14 protein-coding genes are annotated in these 15,486 nt (G+C 35.0%); 8 read left to right on the top strand and 6 right to left on the bottom strand.

The window, feature by feature from the left end:
* Positions 1–73: 73 nt before the first annotated feature.
* A complete protein-coding gene (gene pruA / locus ACFQ0I_RS16035) occupies positions 74–1,699 on the bottom strand; it encodes an L-glutamate gamma-semialdehyde dehydrogenase (RefSeq protein WP_379943972.1) in 1,626 nt (541 codons plus the stop codon).
* A 151-nt stretch (positions 1,700–1,850) separates the two neighbouring features.
* On the opposite strand from pruA, the gene ACFQ0I_RS16030 reads away from it, so the two are divergent.
* On the top strand, positions 1,851–2,576 hold the full coding sequence (locus ACFQ0I_RS16030) for an NRDE family protein (RefSeq protein WP_379943971.1): 726 nt from the start codon (positions 1,851–1,853) through the stop codon (positions 2,574–2,576).
* A complete protein-coding gene (locus tag ACFQ0I_RS16025; RefSeq protein ID WP_379943970.1) occupies positions 2,569–3,561 on the top strand; it encodes a DUF6695 family protein in 993 nt (330 codons plus the stop codon). Before ACFQ0I_RS16030 ends, ACFQ0I_RS16025 begins: the two co-directional genes overlap by 8 nt.
* Positions 3,562–3,647: 86 nt before the next feature.
* Here ACFQ0I_RS16025 and ACFQ0I_RS16020 read toward each other — a convergent pair whose 3' ends face one another.
* The 5 genes from ACFQ0I_RS16020 to ACFQ0I_RS16000 all read right to left on the bottom strand — a co-directional run bounded on the left by ACFQ0I_RS16020 (position 3,648) and on the right by ACFQ0I_RS16000 (position 8,983).
* Positions 3,648–4,775, bottom strand: coding sequence for a TolB family protein (locus ACFQ0I_RS16020; RefSeq protein ID WP_379943969.1), 1,128 nt, complete (start codon positions 4,773–4,775; stop codon positions 3,648–3,650).
* A 243-nt stretch (positions 4,776–5,018) separates the two neighbouring features.
* Positions 5,019–5,432 carry an SRPBCC domain-containing protein gene (locus tag ACFQ0I_RS16015; RefSeq protein WP_379943968.1) on the bottom strand — a complete coding sequence of 138 codons (414 nt, stop codon included), beginning with the start codon at positions 5,430–5,432 and terminating at the stop codon, positions 5,019–5,021.
* A gap of 109 nt (positions 5,433–5,541) precedes the next feature.
* Positions 5,542–6,819 (bottom strand): glycoside hydrolase family 5 protein, encoded by a 1,278-nt coding sequence (locus tag ACFQ0I_RS16010; RefSeq protein ID WP_379943967.1) that lies wholly within the window; start codon positions 6,817–6,819, stop codon positions 5,542–5,544.
* A gap of 432 nt (positions 6,820–7,251) precedes the next feature.
* On the bottom strand, positions 7,252–7,638 hold the full coding sequence (gene apaG / locus ACFQ0I_RS16005) for a Co2+/Mg2+ efflux protein ApaG (RefSeq protein ID WP_379943966.1): 387 nt from the start codon (positions 7,636–7,638) through the stop codon (positions 7,252–7,254).
* Positions 7,639–7,729: 91 nt separating this feature from the next.
* Complete coding sequence (locus ACFQ0I_RS16000; protein ID WP_379943965.1) at positions 7,730–8,983, bottom strand: type IX secretion system plug protein; 1,254 nt, start codon at positions 8,981–8,983, stop codon at positions 7,730–7,732.
* A gap of 154 nt (positions 8,984–9,137) precedes the next feature.
* On the opposite strand from ACFQ0I_RS16000, the gene ACFQ0I_RS15995 reads away from it, so the two are divergent.
* From ACFQ0I_RS15995 to nqrF, 6 genes are all read left to right on the top strand, one after another.
* Positions 9,138–10,493 carry a Na(+)-translocating NADH-quinone reductase subunit A gene (locus tag ACFQ0I_RS15995; protein ID WP_379943964.1) on the top strand — a complete coding sequence of 452 codons (1,356 nt, stop codon included), beginning with the start codon at positions 9,138–9,140 and terminating at the stop codon, positions 10,491–10,493.
* A gap of 76 nt (positions 10,494–10,569) precedes the next feature.
* Positions 10,570–11,796 (top strand): NADH:ubiquinone reductase (Na(+)-transporting) subunit B, encoded by a 1,227-nt coding sequence (locus ACFQ0I_RS15990; protein ID WP_379943963.1) that lies wholly within the window; start codon positions 10,570–10,572, stop codon positions 11,794–11,796.
* Positions 11,797–11,798: 2 nt separating this feature from the next.
* A complete protein-coding gene (locus tag ACFQ0I_RS15985) occupies positions 11,799–12,548 on the top strand; it encodes a Na(+)-translocating NADH-quinone reductase subunit C (RefSeq protein WP_379943962.1) in 750 nt (249 codons plus the stop codon).
* Positions 12,549–12,551: 3 nt separating this feature from the next.
* The gene (locus ACFQ0I_RS15980) at positions 12,552–13,199 is read left to right on the top strand and encodes an NADH:ubiquinone reductase (Na(+)-transporting) subunit D (protein ID WP_379943961.1); all 648 of its coding nucleotides are present in this window, start codon (positions 12,552–12,554) and stop codon (positions 13,197–13,199) included.
* 76 nt (positions 13,200–13,275) lie between these two features.
* A complete protein-coding gene (gene nqrE, locus ACFQ0I_RS15975; RefSeq protein ID WP_379943960.1) occupies positions 13,276–13,989 on the top strand; it encodes an NADH:ubiquinone reductase (Na(+)-transporting) subunit E in 714 nt (237 codons plus the stop codon).
* 1 nt (position 13,990) lies between these two features.
* Positions 13,991–15,298 (top strand): NADH:ubiquinone reductase (Na(+)-transporting) subunit F, encoded by a 1,308-nt coding sequence (gene nqrF / locus ACFQ0I_RS15970; RefSeq protein WP_379944054.1) that lies wholly within the window; start codon positions 13,991–13,993, stop codon positions 15,296–15,298.
* The last annotated feature ends 188 nt before the right edge of the window (positions 15,299–15,486 follow it).

Below are 15,486 nucleotides of genomic sequence, written 5' to 3'. Positions count from 1 at the left end.
CACTTAAATTGAGTGACGCTTTTTTTATAGTAATTTTCGGTTTAAAGTTCCTGTCTTTGCAGGAATACATTTATTATCCTAAAAATGGGTATCTATAATCTGTTGGAGTTACAAAGGTCTCTTTTATTAAACGTGGAGAAACCCAGCGTAATAAGTTTTGAGCACTTCCAGCTTTATCATTGGTTCCAGATGCACGCGCACCTCCAAATGGTTGTTGCCCAACAACAGCGCCCGTAGGTTTGTCGTTTACATAAAAATTACCAGCACTGTTTTGCAACGCGGTGGTAGCTTCGGTAATGGCATATCTGTCGGTTGCTAAAATGGCACCTGTTAATGCATATTCACTGGTTTCGTCAACCAATTTCAATGTTTCAGAATAGGCAGCATCTTCATAAATATAAATGGTGATTACTGGTCCGAATAATTCAGTACACATGGTTGTGTATTTTGGGTTGGTTGTTACAATAACTGTGGGTTCAATAAAATACCCTTTACTTTTATCATAATTACCACCCACTATAATTTCGGCATCTGTATCTGCTTTGGCCTGGTCAATATATTTAGCCAATTTATTGAAAGAGCCTTCGTGAATTACAGCAGTTATAAAGTTACTCATATCTGCTGGCGAACCCATTTTAAAGGATTTCACGTCTTCAATAACTAATTTTTTCACGTCACTCCACAAGCTTTTCGGGATATAAGCTCTTGATGCGGCACTACATTTTTGACCTTGAAATTCAAAAGCGCCTCTTATGATTGCGGTAGAAACTTGCTTAGGAACTGCACTTTTATGCGCTACAATAAAATCTTTACCTCCTGTTTCACCAACAATACGAGGGTATGTTTTATACTTATGAATATTGTTTCCTATTTGTTTCCAAAGTTCTTTAAAAATAAACGTAGAACCTGTAAAATGTAATCCTGAAAAATCTTGACTTGCTAATACGGTATTTGTAATCATCACAGGATCGCCAAATACTACATTTATTACACCATCAGGCACTCCAGCTTCTTTAAATACATCCATGATTACTTTAGCTGAATATACTTGGCTATCACTAGGTTTCCAAACCACGACATTACCCATTAATGCCATACACGATGGTAAATTACCCGCAATAGCTGTAAAATTAAAAGGTGTTACAGCATAAGTAAAGCCTTCTAAAGGTCTGTATTCAACCCTGTTCCAGGTATCACTTGTGCTTTCTGGTTGTTCGGCATAAATGTCGGTCATGTACTGCACATTGTAACGCAAGAAATCTATAAACTCGCAGGCAGCATCAATTTCGGCCTGATGTATAGTTTTAGATTGTGCCATCATGGTGGCTGCATTTATTTTGGCTCTGTAGGGACCAGCGATTAATTCTGCAGCTTTTAAAAAGATGCCAGCACGTTGTTCCCATGGTAATTGCGACCACGTTTTTCTAGCTTCTAGAGCAGTTGCAATCGCTTCTTCCACATGTTTTTGTTCCGCTAGGTGATAGGTTCCAACAATGTGTTTGTGGTCGTGTGGTGGCGACATCGTTCTGGTGTTTCCAGTTTTTATGTCTTTGCCGTTGATATATAAAGGTACATCAATGTTGCTGTTATACATTTCGTTATAGGCCTGAAGTACGGCATCGCGTTCAGGAGTGCCTGGTGCATAGCTTTTTACAGGTTCGTTAACCGCAATTGGTACATTAAAAAAACCTTTTCCCATGATTTGTCTATTTTTGTTATTGAATTATCAGTAAATGAGCTGCAAATTTACGAATTTTTAAATGATAATTAGGATTCAAGGCTTCATAAAAACACGTTAAAGTTTAATATTTTTTTGTAAGTTGCTAATTCCTTTTCAGACTACAATTATTATGTGCACAGTAACAATTATACCAAAAGGCAAAAATGATTTTGTGTTAACTTCTAATAGGGATGAAGCTCCAAATAGAAAGTCGCTCCCGCCAGAAGTTTATAAAATTAAGAATACCCAACTTTTATTCCCTATGGATGAAATGTCGGGAGGAACTTGGATTGGGTTAAGTGAAAAAAACAGAGCTGTATGTGTGATGAATGGTGGTTTTGTTAGACATGACCCGGAACAAAATTACCGATTAAGTCGTGGCATCGTTGCGTTAGATTTTATGGTTTCTGATGTTGTTTTAGATACTATACAAGGATATGATTTAAATGCCATTCAGCCATTTACTATGATAATTCTGGATTGGAATACTGCATTGAAGTTGTATGAATTGGTTTGGGACGGTTCCGAAAAACACTTAAAAAAATTACCATTACAAGCAAGTATATGGTCGTCTACTACGCTTTATAATAGTGAAATGAAGCAAGCACGAGCCCAATGGTTTGAAGCATTTAAATCTGAAAAAAAATTAAATGCTCAATCGATCTTGGAGTTTCATAAAACGGCAGGAAAAGGTAATGATGATTACGGCGTTGTAATGAATCGTGGATTTGTAAAAACAACAAGTATTACCCAAATTGAAAAATTTGGGGAGTCTTTTGAGATGTATTACGAAAATCTGCAAAACAAAAAAATTGCTAGCAAATCGTTTCATTTACCCGAAATAGTTAATGACTAGCACTGGTATTATTTTAACATTGGCTTACCCGGAAACCATTGTTATGGTTTCTAAAGAATGGTTTTCGCCATTACTAAGATATGCGGGCATTGGAAAGAAGAACTATTTACGTGCAGGTCACGCGGCGCTGGTTTTAATAAACAAAGAAACGGGTATTTTAGAATACCACGATTTTGGTAGATACATCACCCCAGAACCTTCGGGACGTGTACGCGGTAGCGAAACGGATAACGAATTGCATTTTCCGCTAGTTGCAGAAATTAAAAATGATAAGATTACGAATTTAAATGCCATTTTAGAGTTTTTAGCAACCCATCCTAAAATAACCCACGGTGATGGAAAAATGTTGGCATCGGTGTGTAAGGCGGTCGATTATAATAAAGCACGCACCCATATTACAAAAATGCAGCAAAGGCACTTTATTCGGTATGCTGCTTTTATTAAAGACGCTTGTAATTGTGCGCGTTTTGTTACGGATACTTTAATCGCATCGGTTACCAATAGCACGATTAAAAAGAATCTAGAAAAATCAAAATGGTTTACACCCAGTACGGTTGGCAATGTACTTTTAGCAAACACCGAAGCACATGCTTTTGAAGTTTCAGAAACAGGTGTTATTTCTGAATTTAAAGGTTCTCAGAAAAGTGAAAATATGCGGTATTTTTTAGATAAATTGCCAGACCATACACCCAGTTTTGTTGGGACTTTAGCCCCTAAACCCGTTGATGGTTTACACGAAAAAGCACAATGGTTATCTGGAATTGCAGCAGGCGCTTGGTTTGAATTACATAAAACCGACCACCAACTTGAGTTTTATTTTAGACGTATTTCGCCCCATGGGCATATCGATGTGCACGAAGTGTTTAGAGTTACAGATGAGGGATTTGAATACGACTTAGAGTATGAATTTGTGCAATACTCCAACTGTAAATTTTTTCATATTAAGCAGCGAAATAAGATTTTTAGGTTTGATAGAAAGATGTGAGTGTATAAATCTTTAATGACCACATTTTCTTTAAGCGACTTGTTTTGCATTGTGAATTAATGTACTGTCTTTCAAATATTATCAAATTATTTATACCAATCATCGTCTAATTCTATTAAAACCGTCATCCCGTCTTGGGAAATTAAATTTGTTTGAAGATACGCAACCATATATTTTCCATCTGGACTAAAACTTTTATCTGCAGCTGTAATTACTTTGCCTTTAAAAGAGCTGATCTTTGGATTGTTAAAATCGGTTATCCTCTTTTTTCCCGACCCATCATAATTCATGCTCCAGTAATCGGTACCGCGGTTGTTGTTCCCTACACTTGTAAACCAAACAATTTTATTGCCTATAGGCGAATATTCAGCCGACTCATTGTATCTTTCGGTAGCCAAAGCCACTAATTTTTTAGTTTCAAATGCATAGGTGTAAATTTTTTGTTTAAAAAAACTAAATGGGTTCGAAGTCAATTCAAAATTTCCAGTAAAAATTATTGTTTTGCCATCGCTCGACAGACCGTGGTTTTCATAAAATCCTTCACCCCCAGGAGCAAAAGTTTCTATATTTGATAAATGTGGTTTTCCTAAGTTATCAACTGTAAAATCTGCCATTTTCAATGTCCAATAATTCTTTTCGCTATTGTACATTTGAGACCAAGTAAGCTTTTTGCCATCTTTTGAAAAATGAGGATGTAAGATTCCTGTATTGTGAGCATCTTCTAAATTAGTAAGTTGATAAAAATGATTCGTTTTTAAATTCAATAACCATAAATCATGGTATCTACCAAGTCCTGGTTCAGCCGCTTTATCTCGACCGGGATTACCAACATGTTCTTTTTTCTGAGCTTGAAAAACTAATAATTCTCCATTTGGGTGAATTGCAGGTTGCCCGTTATGACCACTTGGAACAGCATCGTTTGTATTGCAAGTCAAACACGTCTCGTTACTGCCATCTGGATTCATTTTGTAAATATCAAAATATCGTTTAGAATCTTTTCTATCTAAATAAATAGTTTTCCCGTCTGGCGACCATGCTACTCTGCCGCCATCAGATTTAAGAATCGTGATATTTTTTGCCAGACTTCGTTCTGATTTTACCGAACCAACTACTTGTGCTTCTTCAGTAGATGCGTTATTGCCTTGCGGAACTGTTGAAACGCATCCAGCAGCAAGAAATAGTAGACTCAAGGTTGTTAGAAAAAATTTAGTCATAGCTTAAGTGTTAATTTTTGTTTGCATGTTTATATTTCTCGTGGGTTTTTTAGTCGTTCATCACCTAGTTGCTAAAGTAAGTCCTATAAATAATTATAATGGCATTTATATTTTGAGACGAACTGAAATTAAGTTTGTTACCTTGGGTATTAATTACTGCAATATGAGTAATTAATTAATGCATCGTTTAAGGGATTTCCTTTGCCATAAAAAATCATTAACATAAAAACACTAATGTCTTAATTAATTAGATTCCGTGTAAATTTTAAAGTTGTTTAATATGGCTTGCCAACCATTTTTTTGAAGTTCTATAGGGTTTTCGCTTTCTGGGCCGAATTGTATTATTACTTCGGTTTGGTTGTTAGTCTTGTTGAACTTAACTGTGGCATAACGCTCGCCGAAGTTGTAAGTAAATTGTTGCTTATGAACAATATTAGTATATACAGCTTCGAAGTCAAATCCATAACTCCCATCTTTTGCTTCCATTCTTGCTAGATATTTTCCGCCAATATTCATGTTGTTTTCTGCAAAAGGACAGTGCCAACTGGGGTCGGCAAAATTCCATTTTGTTATATGTTCTGGATTGGTGTAGAAATTCCAGACTTTTTGTGAGTCTGCATTTATAGTTGCTTGGACCGTGATTTTTTCTAGATTCATTGTTTGTTGTTTTATGAAATTCTAAATTTTTATATGTTGCTTATTGCTTCAATTGATGCTGTTTAGTTTATAGGAAATTTAACTGACTTTGTTCCTTGCTTGTTAATGCCTAATTGTTTTTTAAATACTTTTTTAATATAACCGATATTTCTTGGTCTAAAATTAAGTTTTCAGCTTTTGAAGATTCTATAAATTTTGCCATGGCTCTTGTTGCTATTTCAGGGGTGATGTCTTTGGAAGGTCCAAATAGAGCAGCAATACCTTCGGTTACTTTTTTCCAATCTTCGTTTTTTGAAATTTCTGCAAGATGTCTATATCTTTCGTTATTTTCTGAAACACGTTTCCATGGCCAAAAAATCCAGCCATTAACTTGATTTTGAGGGTCTTCAAATAATTCTATTTCTTCCTTGATCCATGTTGCATTATGTGCGCCAAATTCACCATTTAATAGTGGGATATTTTGCGATTTTGCTAGTTTGGTTAGTTTTTGCAAGTTTGATAGGTTCGTGTCATTTGTGAAAAAATTATAAGTATGAAATCCGTAGGCCATATTACTATCTAGAGCCTCAGTATACATGGTAAAATCGCTCGAGAAATTTCCACCTTCTAAAATAATCATATGTGAACTGTCCACTTTACGAATTTCTGTTATAATACGACGGTGAAAATCTACTAGGGCTTTGCCAGTTGGTGCATCGGGTTCATTAATTAAATCATAGCCTGCAATAATGTTCTTGTTAGCATACCGTTTGGCTATGGCTTTCCAAATATCTATTGTTTGTTGTTGGTTAGTTGCCGAAAACCATACATTTATAAGGTCTGGATCTGAGACAAATGCGCCTTGGCCACCGGGTACCGAGTGAAAATCTAAAATAACATATACCTTGTGTTTTTCGCACCATTTGAGTAAATTATCAAGGTAATACCAACCTCGTGCTTTGTAATTTTCTAAAGGATTGGCGTCTTCGAAGATTGTATGATTAAAAGGTACGCGAACCACATTGAAACCAAAGTTAGCTATAAGTTCTATATCTTTTTCTGTGATGAAATTGTTATAAATTGCGGTACGAAACGTTTCGGTTTGTTCTTTTCCAGCCATTTTTTCTAACCTGTTAGCAATTTTAGTTTCTGAAGTTAAACCAGCTCCCCAAAGTGTACCATTCCACATGAGCCACCCTTCTAATAAAACACCACGTAGTTTTATGGGGTTATTGTTTCCATCGACAATTAGTGTTCCTTTTGTGTGAATCATGGGATTTGTAGTTGCAGGTACATCAACTTGACTTTTTGTGTTGTTATTGGTAGGTGGTTGCGGTATTTTGCAGCCACTAAGTAATGCAACACTTAGCGTTATAATTAGGAGTCTTACTGTTTTTAGATTTCTCATCGATTTGGATTTTACCGTTAATTAGGCAATAACGGAATTGTATTTTGCTTTTTGTAGCTAATTAGGGTCAAGTTAAAAATAGCAATTATTTTTATATAGAGGTTGTTATTGCTTTTAATTATTAGTTTGGTTTCTCTGTAATTATAAAGTAATTTAGTAAGATTGGTCTGCCTTTTTTTTGAAGTTAGTTTATGTGCTTTGTGATTTTTCTATGCTTATTTTGGCTTGTTGAGGTATGTAGTGCCCGCGTTAGGGATTGCAGCGGCATCCTTTTGGTTTTTCTTGAATTAGAAAATAACCTAAAATAGAATTCCTGTAACTTTGGTAGTAGATACTTGTCTTTGTTGAAATAACATAAAACCAAAAGATACAGCGTAAAGCCCGACCCTTGTGGTAACGCCCAAGTAAATAGTTTAATAAAAAAGATTAATTCTAGTTTATCGCAAACGGTGCGCTTAACTTAAATGTTGGAATGGTAACTTGAAAGTTTTTAGTAGTGGTAAAATTTACCATGTTATAATGCCCTTGCATAGCACCAAATGGAGAGGTGAGCAAGCATCCGGAGGTGTAAGTGTGCGATTCTCCTGGTTGTAATACGGGTTTTTTGCCTATAACACCTTCGCCAGAAACAATTTCTACATTATTTAAGGCATCTAAAATTTCCCAATGGCGTGCGTTAAGTTGCACGGTGTCTTTACTTTGGTTTTCGATAGTTACGGTGTAACCAAAGGCGTATTGTATTTTATAATTTTTATAAAATGAGCCTTCGTAGGTAGTTTCTACCGATATTTTTATACCACATGTAACTTGTTGAACCATATGCATTGTTTATGGTGGCTAAATTACTAAATATTAAGAGGAGAACAGTAAATTTTAACTTCTTAATTAGAAATTTTAGTAAAACACCCGTTTAATTGGAGATGTTAACCGAACTGCCTTCGCCAACTCCAATGATTTTGTCGTAACGGGCACCAAGGTCTCTGTAATAAATTAAAACTTTGTAATTATTTTCGGTTTGATAGAAATTACCGCTTATCGCGCCTTCGTTTAAAACGCCATTTTTTTCTACTATTACATATTTGTAATTGTAAAACCCTTGCTTTAATAAAATGGCTTTTGAAAGGGTGTTGCGGGACTGGTCGTAAATAAGTTTAGTGCTGTTATCGATGGCGTAATTATTAAAATTACCATACACATGCACGTTTTTATTTTTAAAGGATTCGTTGGGGACCAGTGAAAAATGGACCCAAACATAATCGGCTTCAATATCGGGATTGTCTACATCTAAAGCGGTAACCAGATAGTTGCCGTTAATATCGGGATTGTAAGTGTAAGGTTTGCTGGCACGTTCTACATTTGTAAACAGGTAGTTGTGGTAAATGTCTTTTAAATCGATAGCGCGTATGCCTGTATTTGCTGCTCTAACTTCTTTGTTTTCAAAAAATAAATATTCGTTACCGCCTAAAAAACTACTTTCTGAATCGTATCTGTAAATTAGCTGATTGCCAAGGGTGTATTGTGGTTTTAAGTTAGAAATGGCTGTATTTAAATTGTTGTTTTGAACGATAAGTGCTTTTACAGTTTGTGATGGATTATTTAGTTGATTGTTATTTGAGGTAACACTAATTTCAACCCGCTGTTTTTCTTCAATAAATTGAATGTCGCGCGTTCGTTTTATAACTACTCCAACGGCGGTAAGGTCTTCGTTAATCATGAATTTTCTAGAAAAAACTAAGTTATTGTCGCTATCAAAAATGCTTATTAAATAATTTCCGGAAACTTTAAGGCGTCTTGTTTGATCGTTTGGAATGGTTAATTGATAGTTTGAATAAATTTGATAAGTGTTAAATGAATTCTGATAATTACGAATTCGCTGGTTATCAAAACCATCCATAAACTCAGATTTCATTAAAGCAGAAGGTGTCCAGTCGTAATTAAAATGGTCTATTTTATAATAATAATCGTCTTCGTTTCCGTTAAGTACATCAAATTCTAAAACAACATATTCGCCTAGTTTTAAAATGGGTAGCTGGGTTTCAGGAGTGTTGCCTTTAAAAATAATGGTTTTAATGTAGTCAGGCGGATTTACTTCCGTAATTTGGCTTAGACCCGAAAACGGAAGAAGAACAATAAAAAAAGCACTTACAAACTTAATTGAAAACATTTTTACTTTGAATTTTTTGTAAATATAATCAATTATGATACCGAATTCTGACATTAATTTTTAACAAATAAAAATAGCAATAAATTTATGCAACTGTGCATTTAATTTGTATTTTTGCCCCGATTTTTTGACTACTAATTTCAAATTATAAAATATGTCAAACGACATTCGTATAAAAAAGGGTCTCGACATTAAACTTAAAGGTAAAGCTGAAAAAACTCTTGAAAAAGCAGTATTAAGCGACTTTTACACCCTCAGACCCCAAGATTTTCATAGCGTTATACCAAAATTGATTTCTAAAGTTGGATCGAAAGTAAAAGCAGGAGAGCCTGTGTTTTACGATAAATCCAATGAAAACGTAAAGTTTGTTTCGCCAGTTGCTGGAGAAGTTGTAGAAATTGCACGAGGTGAGAAGCGCAAAATATTATCAATTAAATTGCAGGCAAGCAAAGAACAAACGTACCATGATTATGGGAAGTTTAATTTAGATGCTGCTAAACCTGCCGAAATAAAGGCTCATCTTTTAGCTTCTGGATGTTGGCCATTTGTAAAACAGCGTCCGTACGATGTGATTGCAAATCCCGACAAATCGCCAAAAGCTATTTTTATTTCTGGTTATGCAAGCGCACCTTTGGCGGCCGATTTAGATTTTACGCTTCAAGGTAAAGAAGCAGAATTACAGGCAGCTGTAACGGCATTAAGCAAGCTTACCGAGGGTAAGGTGCATGTTTCTGTAGGCGCGAATTCTAATTCACCTTTAGCAGGTTTGTCTGGAATTACATTGCATAAAGTATCTGGTCCGCATCCTTCAGGAAACGTAGGCACTTTAATAAATAAAGTAGACCCAGTTAATAAAGGCGAAGTGGTTTGGACAGTTGCTGCTCAAGATTTAGTAATTATTGGTGAATTGCTGTTAACTGGTAAATTTAATGCAGAACGCATTATTGCCTTAGCAGGTTCTTGTATAGAAAAACCAAAATATTATGTTAGCAAAATAGGAGCTGATGTTGAACCTTTGTTAAATGCCAATGGTATTTCTAAAAGAGCTCATATTCGAATTATTTCTGGTAACGTACTAAGTGGAAGACAAATTAATCTCGACGGAAGTTTAGATTATTACAGTAACGTAATTACTGTGATACCTGAAGGCGACGATTATGAATTGTTTGGTTGGACTACACCTGTATTTAATAAAATTTCAACGAGTAGAGCGCTTACGTTCTCATGGTTAAACCCAAATAAAGTATACGATTTAAATACGAATACTAATGGCGAACACCGTGCTTTCGTGGTTACCGGTGGTTATGAAGAAGTATTTCCTTTAGATATTTATCCAATGCAAATTCTAAAAGCTTGTATGTATCAAGATTTAGATGAAATGGAGTCTTTAGGAATGTATGAAGTAGCACCAGAAGATTTCGCTTTAACAGAATTTGTTTGCGTGTCTAAACAACCACATCAAGAAATCATACGAAAAGGATTGGATGTAATGCTTAAAGAGATTGGGTAATTATTCATTGAGTGCAATGAAATGAAAAATTTTAAAAGATTATTCATTGAAGACAATGACATGAAAAATATATAAGATGAATTTAAAGACACGATTACATATTTTAAAAAGAAAGTTAAGGGGTTCTAAAATGGCACCAGCATTTGGAGCTATTCATACATTCTTATACTTGCCAGATGAGACTACTCATAATGGAACGCACATAAAAGCAGCCGACGATTTAAAACGTACCATGAATACCGTTATTTTAGCGATGATTCCATGTTTAATTTTCGGAATGTTTAATGCTGGGTATCAGCATAATTTAGCAATTGGAGATATTCAATCTGTAGCTGGAAGTTTTTTTAGCTCAGAATTTTGGACACTAGATAATTTCTTAATTGGTTTCTGGAAAATCATTCCATTAGTTATTGTTTCTTATGGTGTTGGTTTAGGAATAGAGTTTTTATTCGCCATTATTAAGAAACACGAAGTTGAAGAAGGGTATCTTGTAACAGGAATGTTAGTGCCACTTATTGTGCCTATCGATATTCCACTTTGGATGCTAGCAGTAGCCGTAGCATTTGGTGTTGTTATAGGAAAAGAGGTATTTGGTGGAACAGGAATGAATATACTAAACCCTGCATTAACTATAAGAGCCTTTTTGTTCTTCGCATATCCTACCTGGATGTCTGGAGATAAAGTATGGGTTGAAGGTGCAGTAGCTAGAGATAATGCAATTGCTGCAGGACAAAATTTAGATGCTATTTCAGGTGAAACCGTTTTAGGTGCATTAGCACAAGGTAAAGACGTCGTTTATTCAACTTGGGATATGTTTTTTGGTTTTATCCCAGGATCGGTTGGTGAAACATCGGCATTTTTAATTTTATTAGGCGGTTTATTCTTAATCTTCACTAAGATTGGAAGTTGGAGAATTATGTTATCCGCTTCATTAGGAGCTATCGTAATGGGGTTAATATTTAACCAAATTGTAGATGCGGGAATTATTGCCGAAGGAAGTAAGTTTTATGGTTTAATGAGTACACCATTTTGGGAACATTTAATCATTGGTGGATTTGCATTTGGTGTAGTGTTTATGGCTACAGATCCTGTTACGGCATCACAAACTAATAAAGGAAAATGGTATTATGGTTTCTTCATCGGATTTATATCAATATTAATTCGCGTATTTAATCCAGCCTACCCAGAAGGTGTGATGCTAGCCATTTTATTAATGAATGTATTTGCACCAACTATCGACCATTATGTGGTTCAAGGTAATGTAAAACAACGAATGAAACGTCTAAAAGCAAAAACTGCATAACGATGGAAAATAAAACAGATAAAAATTCATATACCATAATTTTTGCCATTATCATGGTATTAATTGTAGGTGCGGTATTAGCATATGCAGCTGAATCTTTGAAACCTACCATAGATGAAAATAAACGTTTAGAAAAGCAGCAAAATATTTTGTATGCGATGGGCGTAAACGAAAATGATGAGAGTAGTGCAAATTTTGTTGCTACTAATAAGGTTGCTGGAGAATTCGCGAAATACATTAAAAAGCAATTGATTATTGAAGGTGATAAAGTAACTGAAGATGATCAGGCGTATTTAATTGACGTGAAAAAAGAACAAGCAGCAGCTAAAGAAGGTAAAATTAGAAGATTGCCTTTGTTTATTGGAGAAAAAGACGGGAAAACGTTTTATATAGCACCAATTATGGGGAAAGGATTATGGGATGCTATTTGGGCTTATGTTGCTATGGATGAAAACATGGTGGTACAAGGTGCTTATTTTGACCATAAAGGTGAAACACCTGGTTTAGGAGCAAACATTAAACAACGTTTCTTTATGGATGATTTTATTGGTGAGCATTTGTTAGATGCCGAAGGAAACTTTAAAGGTATTACTGTTGCAAAAGGCAATGCCGATCCAAAAAATGAAGACAAAACGGACAATGAGGTAGATGCGATTGCAGGTTCTACTATTACTGGTAACGGCGTCTCTGCAATGATTAAAAGCGACATTGAGCTTTACGAGCCTTTCTTTAAAAACTTAAAAAACAATTAATTTATGGGACTTTTATCTAAAAAAGACAGCAAATTAATATTAGATCCATTAGCAGATAATAATCCAATTACCATACAGGTATTAGGAATTTGTTCAGCATTGGCAATTACAGCAGAATTAAAAGCATCTATTGTAATGTCAATTTCTGTAATGGCGGTGTTAGCAATTGGTAACGTGGTTATTTCGTTAATGCGAAATATAATTCCATCTAAAATAAGAATCATCGTGCAATTAGTTGTTGTAGCGGCATTGGTTATTATAGTAGATTTAGTCTTAAAAGCATATTCTTACGAGCTTAGTAAAACCTTATCGGTATTCGTAGGGCTTATTATTACAAATTGTATCATTATGGGACGATTTGAGGCATTTGCATTGGCAAACGGACCTTGGAGATCGTTTTTAGATGGTATTGGTAATGCGGCAGGATATGGTTTAATACTTATAATCGTAGGATTCTTTAGAGAATTATTAGGTTCAGGAACCTTATTAGGCTTTAAAGTTCTTGGAGATCCAATCGAAAAAACAGGATTATATGCAATAGGTTATGAGAATAACGGATTTATGTTATTGTCTCCAATGGCATTAATTGTTGTAGGTATCATCATCTGGATTCAACGTAGTAGAAATACAGCATTAATAGAAGATCATTAAATAGTTTATAGTTGATGGTTGTTGGCAGCTAGTATGTCGCCAAAAACTAAAAACAAACAACTAAAAACCAAAATATATGGAACATTTAGAATTATTTTTCAAATCAATATTTATAGATAACATGGTGTTTGCTACATTCTTAGGAATGTGCTCTTATCTGGCAGTATCTAAAAAAGTAAGTACAGCTGTTGGTTTAGGAGCTGCAGTTATTTTTGTATTAGCAATTACAGTGCCTTTAAACTGGTTATTAGATCAGTACTTATTACAACCGGGTGCTTTATCATGGTTAGGAGCTGAATATGCAGCGTATGATTTAAGTTTCTTATCATTCATCATGTTTATTGCTACCATTGCAACCATGGTACAATTAGTAGAAATAGTAGTTGAGAAATTCTCACCTTCTTTATACAATTCGCTAGGGATATTTTTACCGCTTATTGCAGTAAACTGTGCGATTTTAGGAGGGTCTTTATTTATGCAATCTCGTGAAATTCCTACGTTAGGATTAGCTACCACTTATGGTATTGGTTCTGGTATTGGTTGGTTTTTAGCGATACTTGCTATTGCTGCCATTCGCGAAAAAATCAGATATTCAAATGTACCACCAGCCTTACGTGGCCTTGGAATCACATTTATTATAACTGGTTTAATGGCCATCGGTTTTATGAGTTTTGGAGGGATGTTAACAGGTGGTGATGATGCTGTTAAAAAAGAAGAAACAACTACCGTAAAAGTCGATTCGAAAAAAGAAAAAGAAGTGTTAGCTAACAACATAAAAGTAAATGAGTAATATGATTTTAGCCGCAAGTACATTAGGAACAGTAATAGCAACAGTAATAGCTTTTTTAATTATTACATTATTATTGGTAGCATTACTATTAGTTGTTAAGCAGAAATTATCACCATCAGGTCCTGTAAAGATTACTATAAATGGTGAAAAGGAAATTGAAGTAGCTTCTGGGGGAAGTTTATTATCGACTCTAGGGAATCAAAAAATATTTTTACCATCTGCCTGTGGAGGTGGTGGAACTTGTATTCAATGTGAGTGTCACGTGTTGTCTGGTGGGGGTGAAGCACTTCCTACCGAAACACCTCACTTTACTAGAAAAGAATTACAACATGGAGCCCGTTTAGCTTGCCAGGTAAAGGTTAAGCAAGATATGAATATCACAATACCAGAAGAGGTTTTTGGTATTAAAAAATGGGAAGCAACAGTGGTACGTAATTATAACGTAGCCTCTTTTATTAAAGAGTTTGTTGTTGAAATTCCTGAAGATATGGGGTATAAAGCAGGCGGGTATATTCAAATTGAAATACCACCATGTGTTGTTAAATATTCTGATATTGATATTACAGCGCATCCTGAAGAGCATGAAACTCCAGACAAATTTAAAGCGGAATGGGATAAATTTGGTTTATGGAGCTTAGAAATGAAGAATACCGAAACGGTTGAGCGTGCCTATTCGATGGCTTCTTATCCTGCTGAAGGACGCGAAATCATGTTGAATGTTCGTATTGCTACTCCACCTTGGGATAGAAATAAAAACGGATGGATGGATGTAAATCCAGGGGTAGCTTCGTCTTATATTTTCAATCAGAAAAAAGGCGATAAAGTAACTATTTCTGGTCCTTACGGTGAGTTCTTTATTAATGAATCTGAAGCTGAAATGCTATATGTAGGTGGAGGAGCTGGTATGGCACCAATGCGTTCGCACTTATATCATTTATTCAGAACTTTAAAAACAGGAAGAAAAGTAACGTACTGGTACGGAGGTCGTTCAAAACGCGAATTATTCTATTTAGATCATTTTTATAAATTAGAAAAAGATTTCCCGAATTTCAGATTCTTTTTAGCGTTATCAGAGCCTTTACCAGAAGATAACTGGAAAGTTAAAGCGGATATTGATTCTCCAGGAGATGGGTTTGTTGGATTTATTCATAACTGTGTTATCGATAATTATTTAAGCAAACACGAATCGCCAGAAGATATTGAATTATATTTCTGTGGACCACCATTAATGAATAAAGCTGTTCAAAAAATGGGCGAAGATTTTGGTCTAGCAGATGAGAATATTAGATTTGACGACTTTGGAGGATAGACGATACCCGTCGTTTAAAAAAGTAAGTCAATCGCAAAAAGAAGCATCTACTTTATTAGAGTCTTACTTTTGCAGAAATAACAAAAAAAAACCGATACGTTTGTGTCGGTTTTTTTATGTCAATATTTTGTCCCGTCCTAGAATAGTGTTACACTTAACACTTAATCATTCATGGAACCACAAGAATC

Origin of the sequence: Mariniflexile aquimaris, assembly GCF_042676825.1 — a bacterium.
In the GTDB taxonomy this organism is placed as follows: domain Bacteria; phylum Bacteroidota; class Bacteroidia; order Flavobacteriales; family Flavobacteriaceae; genus Mariniflexile; species Mariniflexile aquimaris.
This window is presented reverse-complemented; position numbering and strand designations above follow the sequence as displayed.

Coding starts and splice junctions, on each gene's coding strand:
- ACFQ0I_RS16030 (WP_379943971.1), top strand. CDS start 1,851: ATGTGCACAGTAACAATTATACCAAAAGGCAAAAATGATTTTGTGTTA.
- ACFQ0I_RS16015 (WP_379943968.1), bottom strand. CDS start 5,432: ATGAATCTAGAAAAAATCACGGTCCAAGCAACTATAAATGCAGACTCA.
- nqrF (WP_379944054.1), top strand. CDS start 13,991: ATGATTTTAGCCGCAAGTACATTAGGAACAGTAATAGCAACAGTAATA.
- ACFQ0I_RS16010 (WP_379943967.1), bottom strand. CDS start 6,819: ATGAGAAATCTAAAAACAGTAAGACTCCTAATTATAACGCTAAGTGTT.
- ACFQ0I_RS16020 (WP_379943969.1), bottom strand. CDS start 4,775: ATGACTAAATTTTTTCTAACAACCTTGAGTCTACTATTTCTTGCTGCT.
- ACFQ0I_RS15990 (WP_379943963.1), top strand. CDS start 10,570: ATGAATTTAAAGACACGATTACATATTTTAAAAAGAAAGTTAAGGGGT.
- apaG (WP_379943966.1), bottom strand. CDS start 7,638: ATGGTTCAACAAGTTACATGTGGTATAAAAATATCGGTAGAAACTACC.
- ACFQ0I_RS16025 (WP_379943970.1), top strand. CDS start 2,569: ATGACTAGCACTGGTATTATTTTAACATTGGCTTACCCGGAAACCATT.
- ACFQ0I_RS15985 (WP_379943962.1), top strand. CDS start 11,799: ATGGAAAATAAAACAGATAAAAATTCATATACCATAATTTTTGCCATT.
- ACFQ0I_RS15995 (WP_379943964.1), top strand. CDS start 9,138: ATGTCAAACGACATTCGTATAAAAAAGGGTCTCGACATTAAACTTAAA.
- ACFQ0I_RS16000 (WP_379943965.1), bottom strand. CDS start 8,983: ATGTTTTCAATTAAGTTTGTAAGTGCTTTTTTTATTGTTCTTCTTCCG.
- ACFQ0I_RS15980 (WP_379943961.1), top strand. CDS start 12,552: ATGGGACTTTTATCTAAAAAAGACAGCAAATTAATATTAGATCCATTA.
- pruA (WP_379943972.1), bottom strand. CDS start 1,699: ATGGGAAAAGGTTTTTTTAATGTACCAATTGCGGTTAACGAACCTGTA.
- nqrE (WP_379943960.1), top strand. CDS start 13,276: ATGGAACATTTAGAATTATTTTTCAAATCAATATTTATAGATAACATG.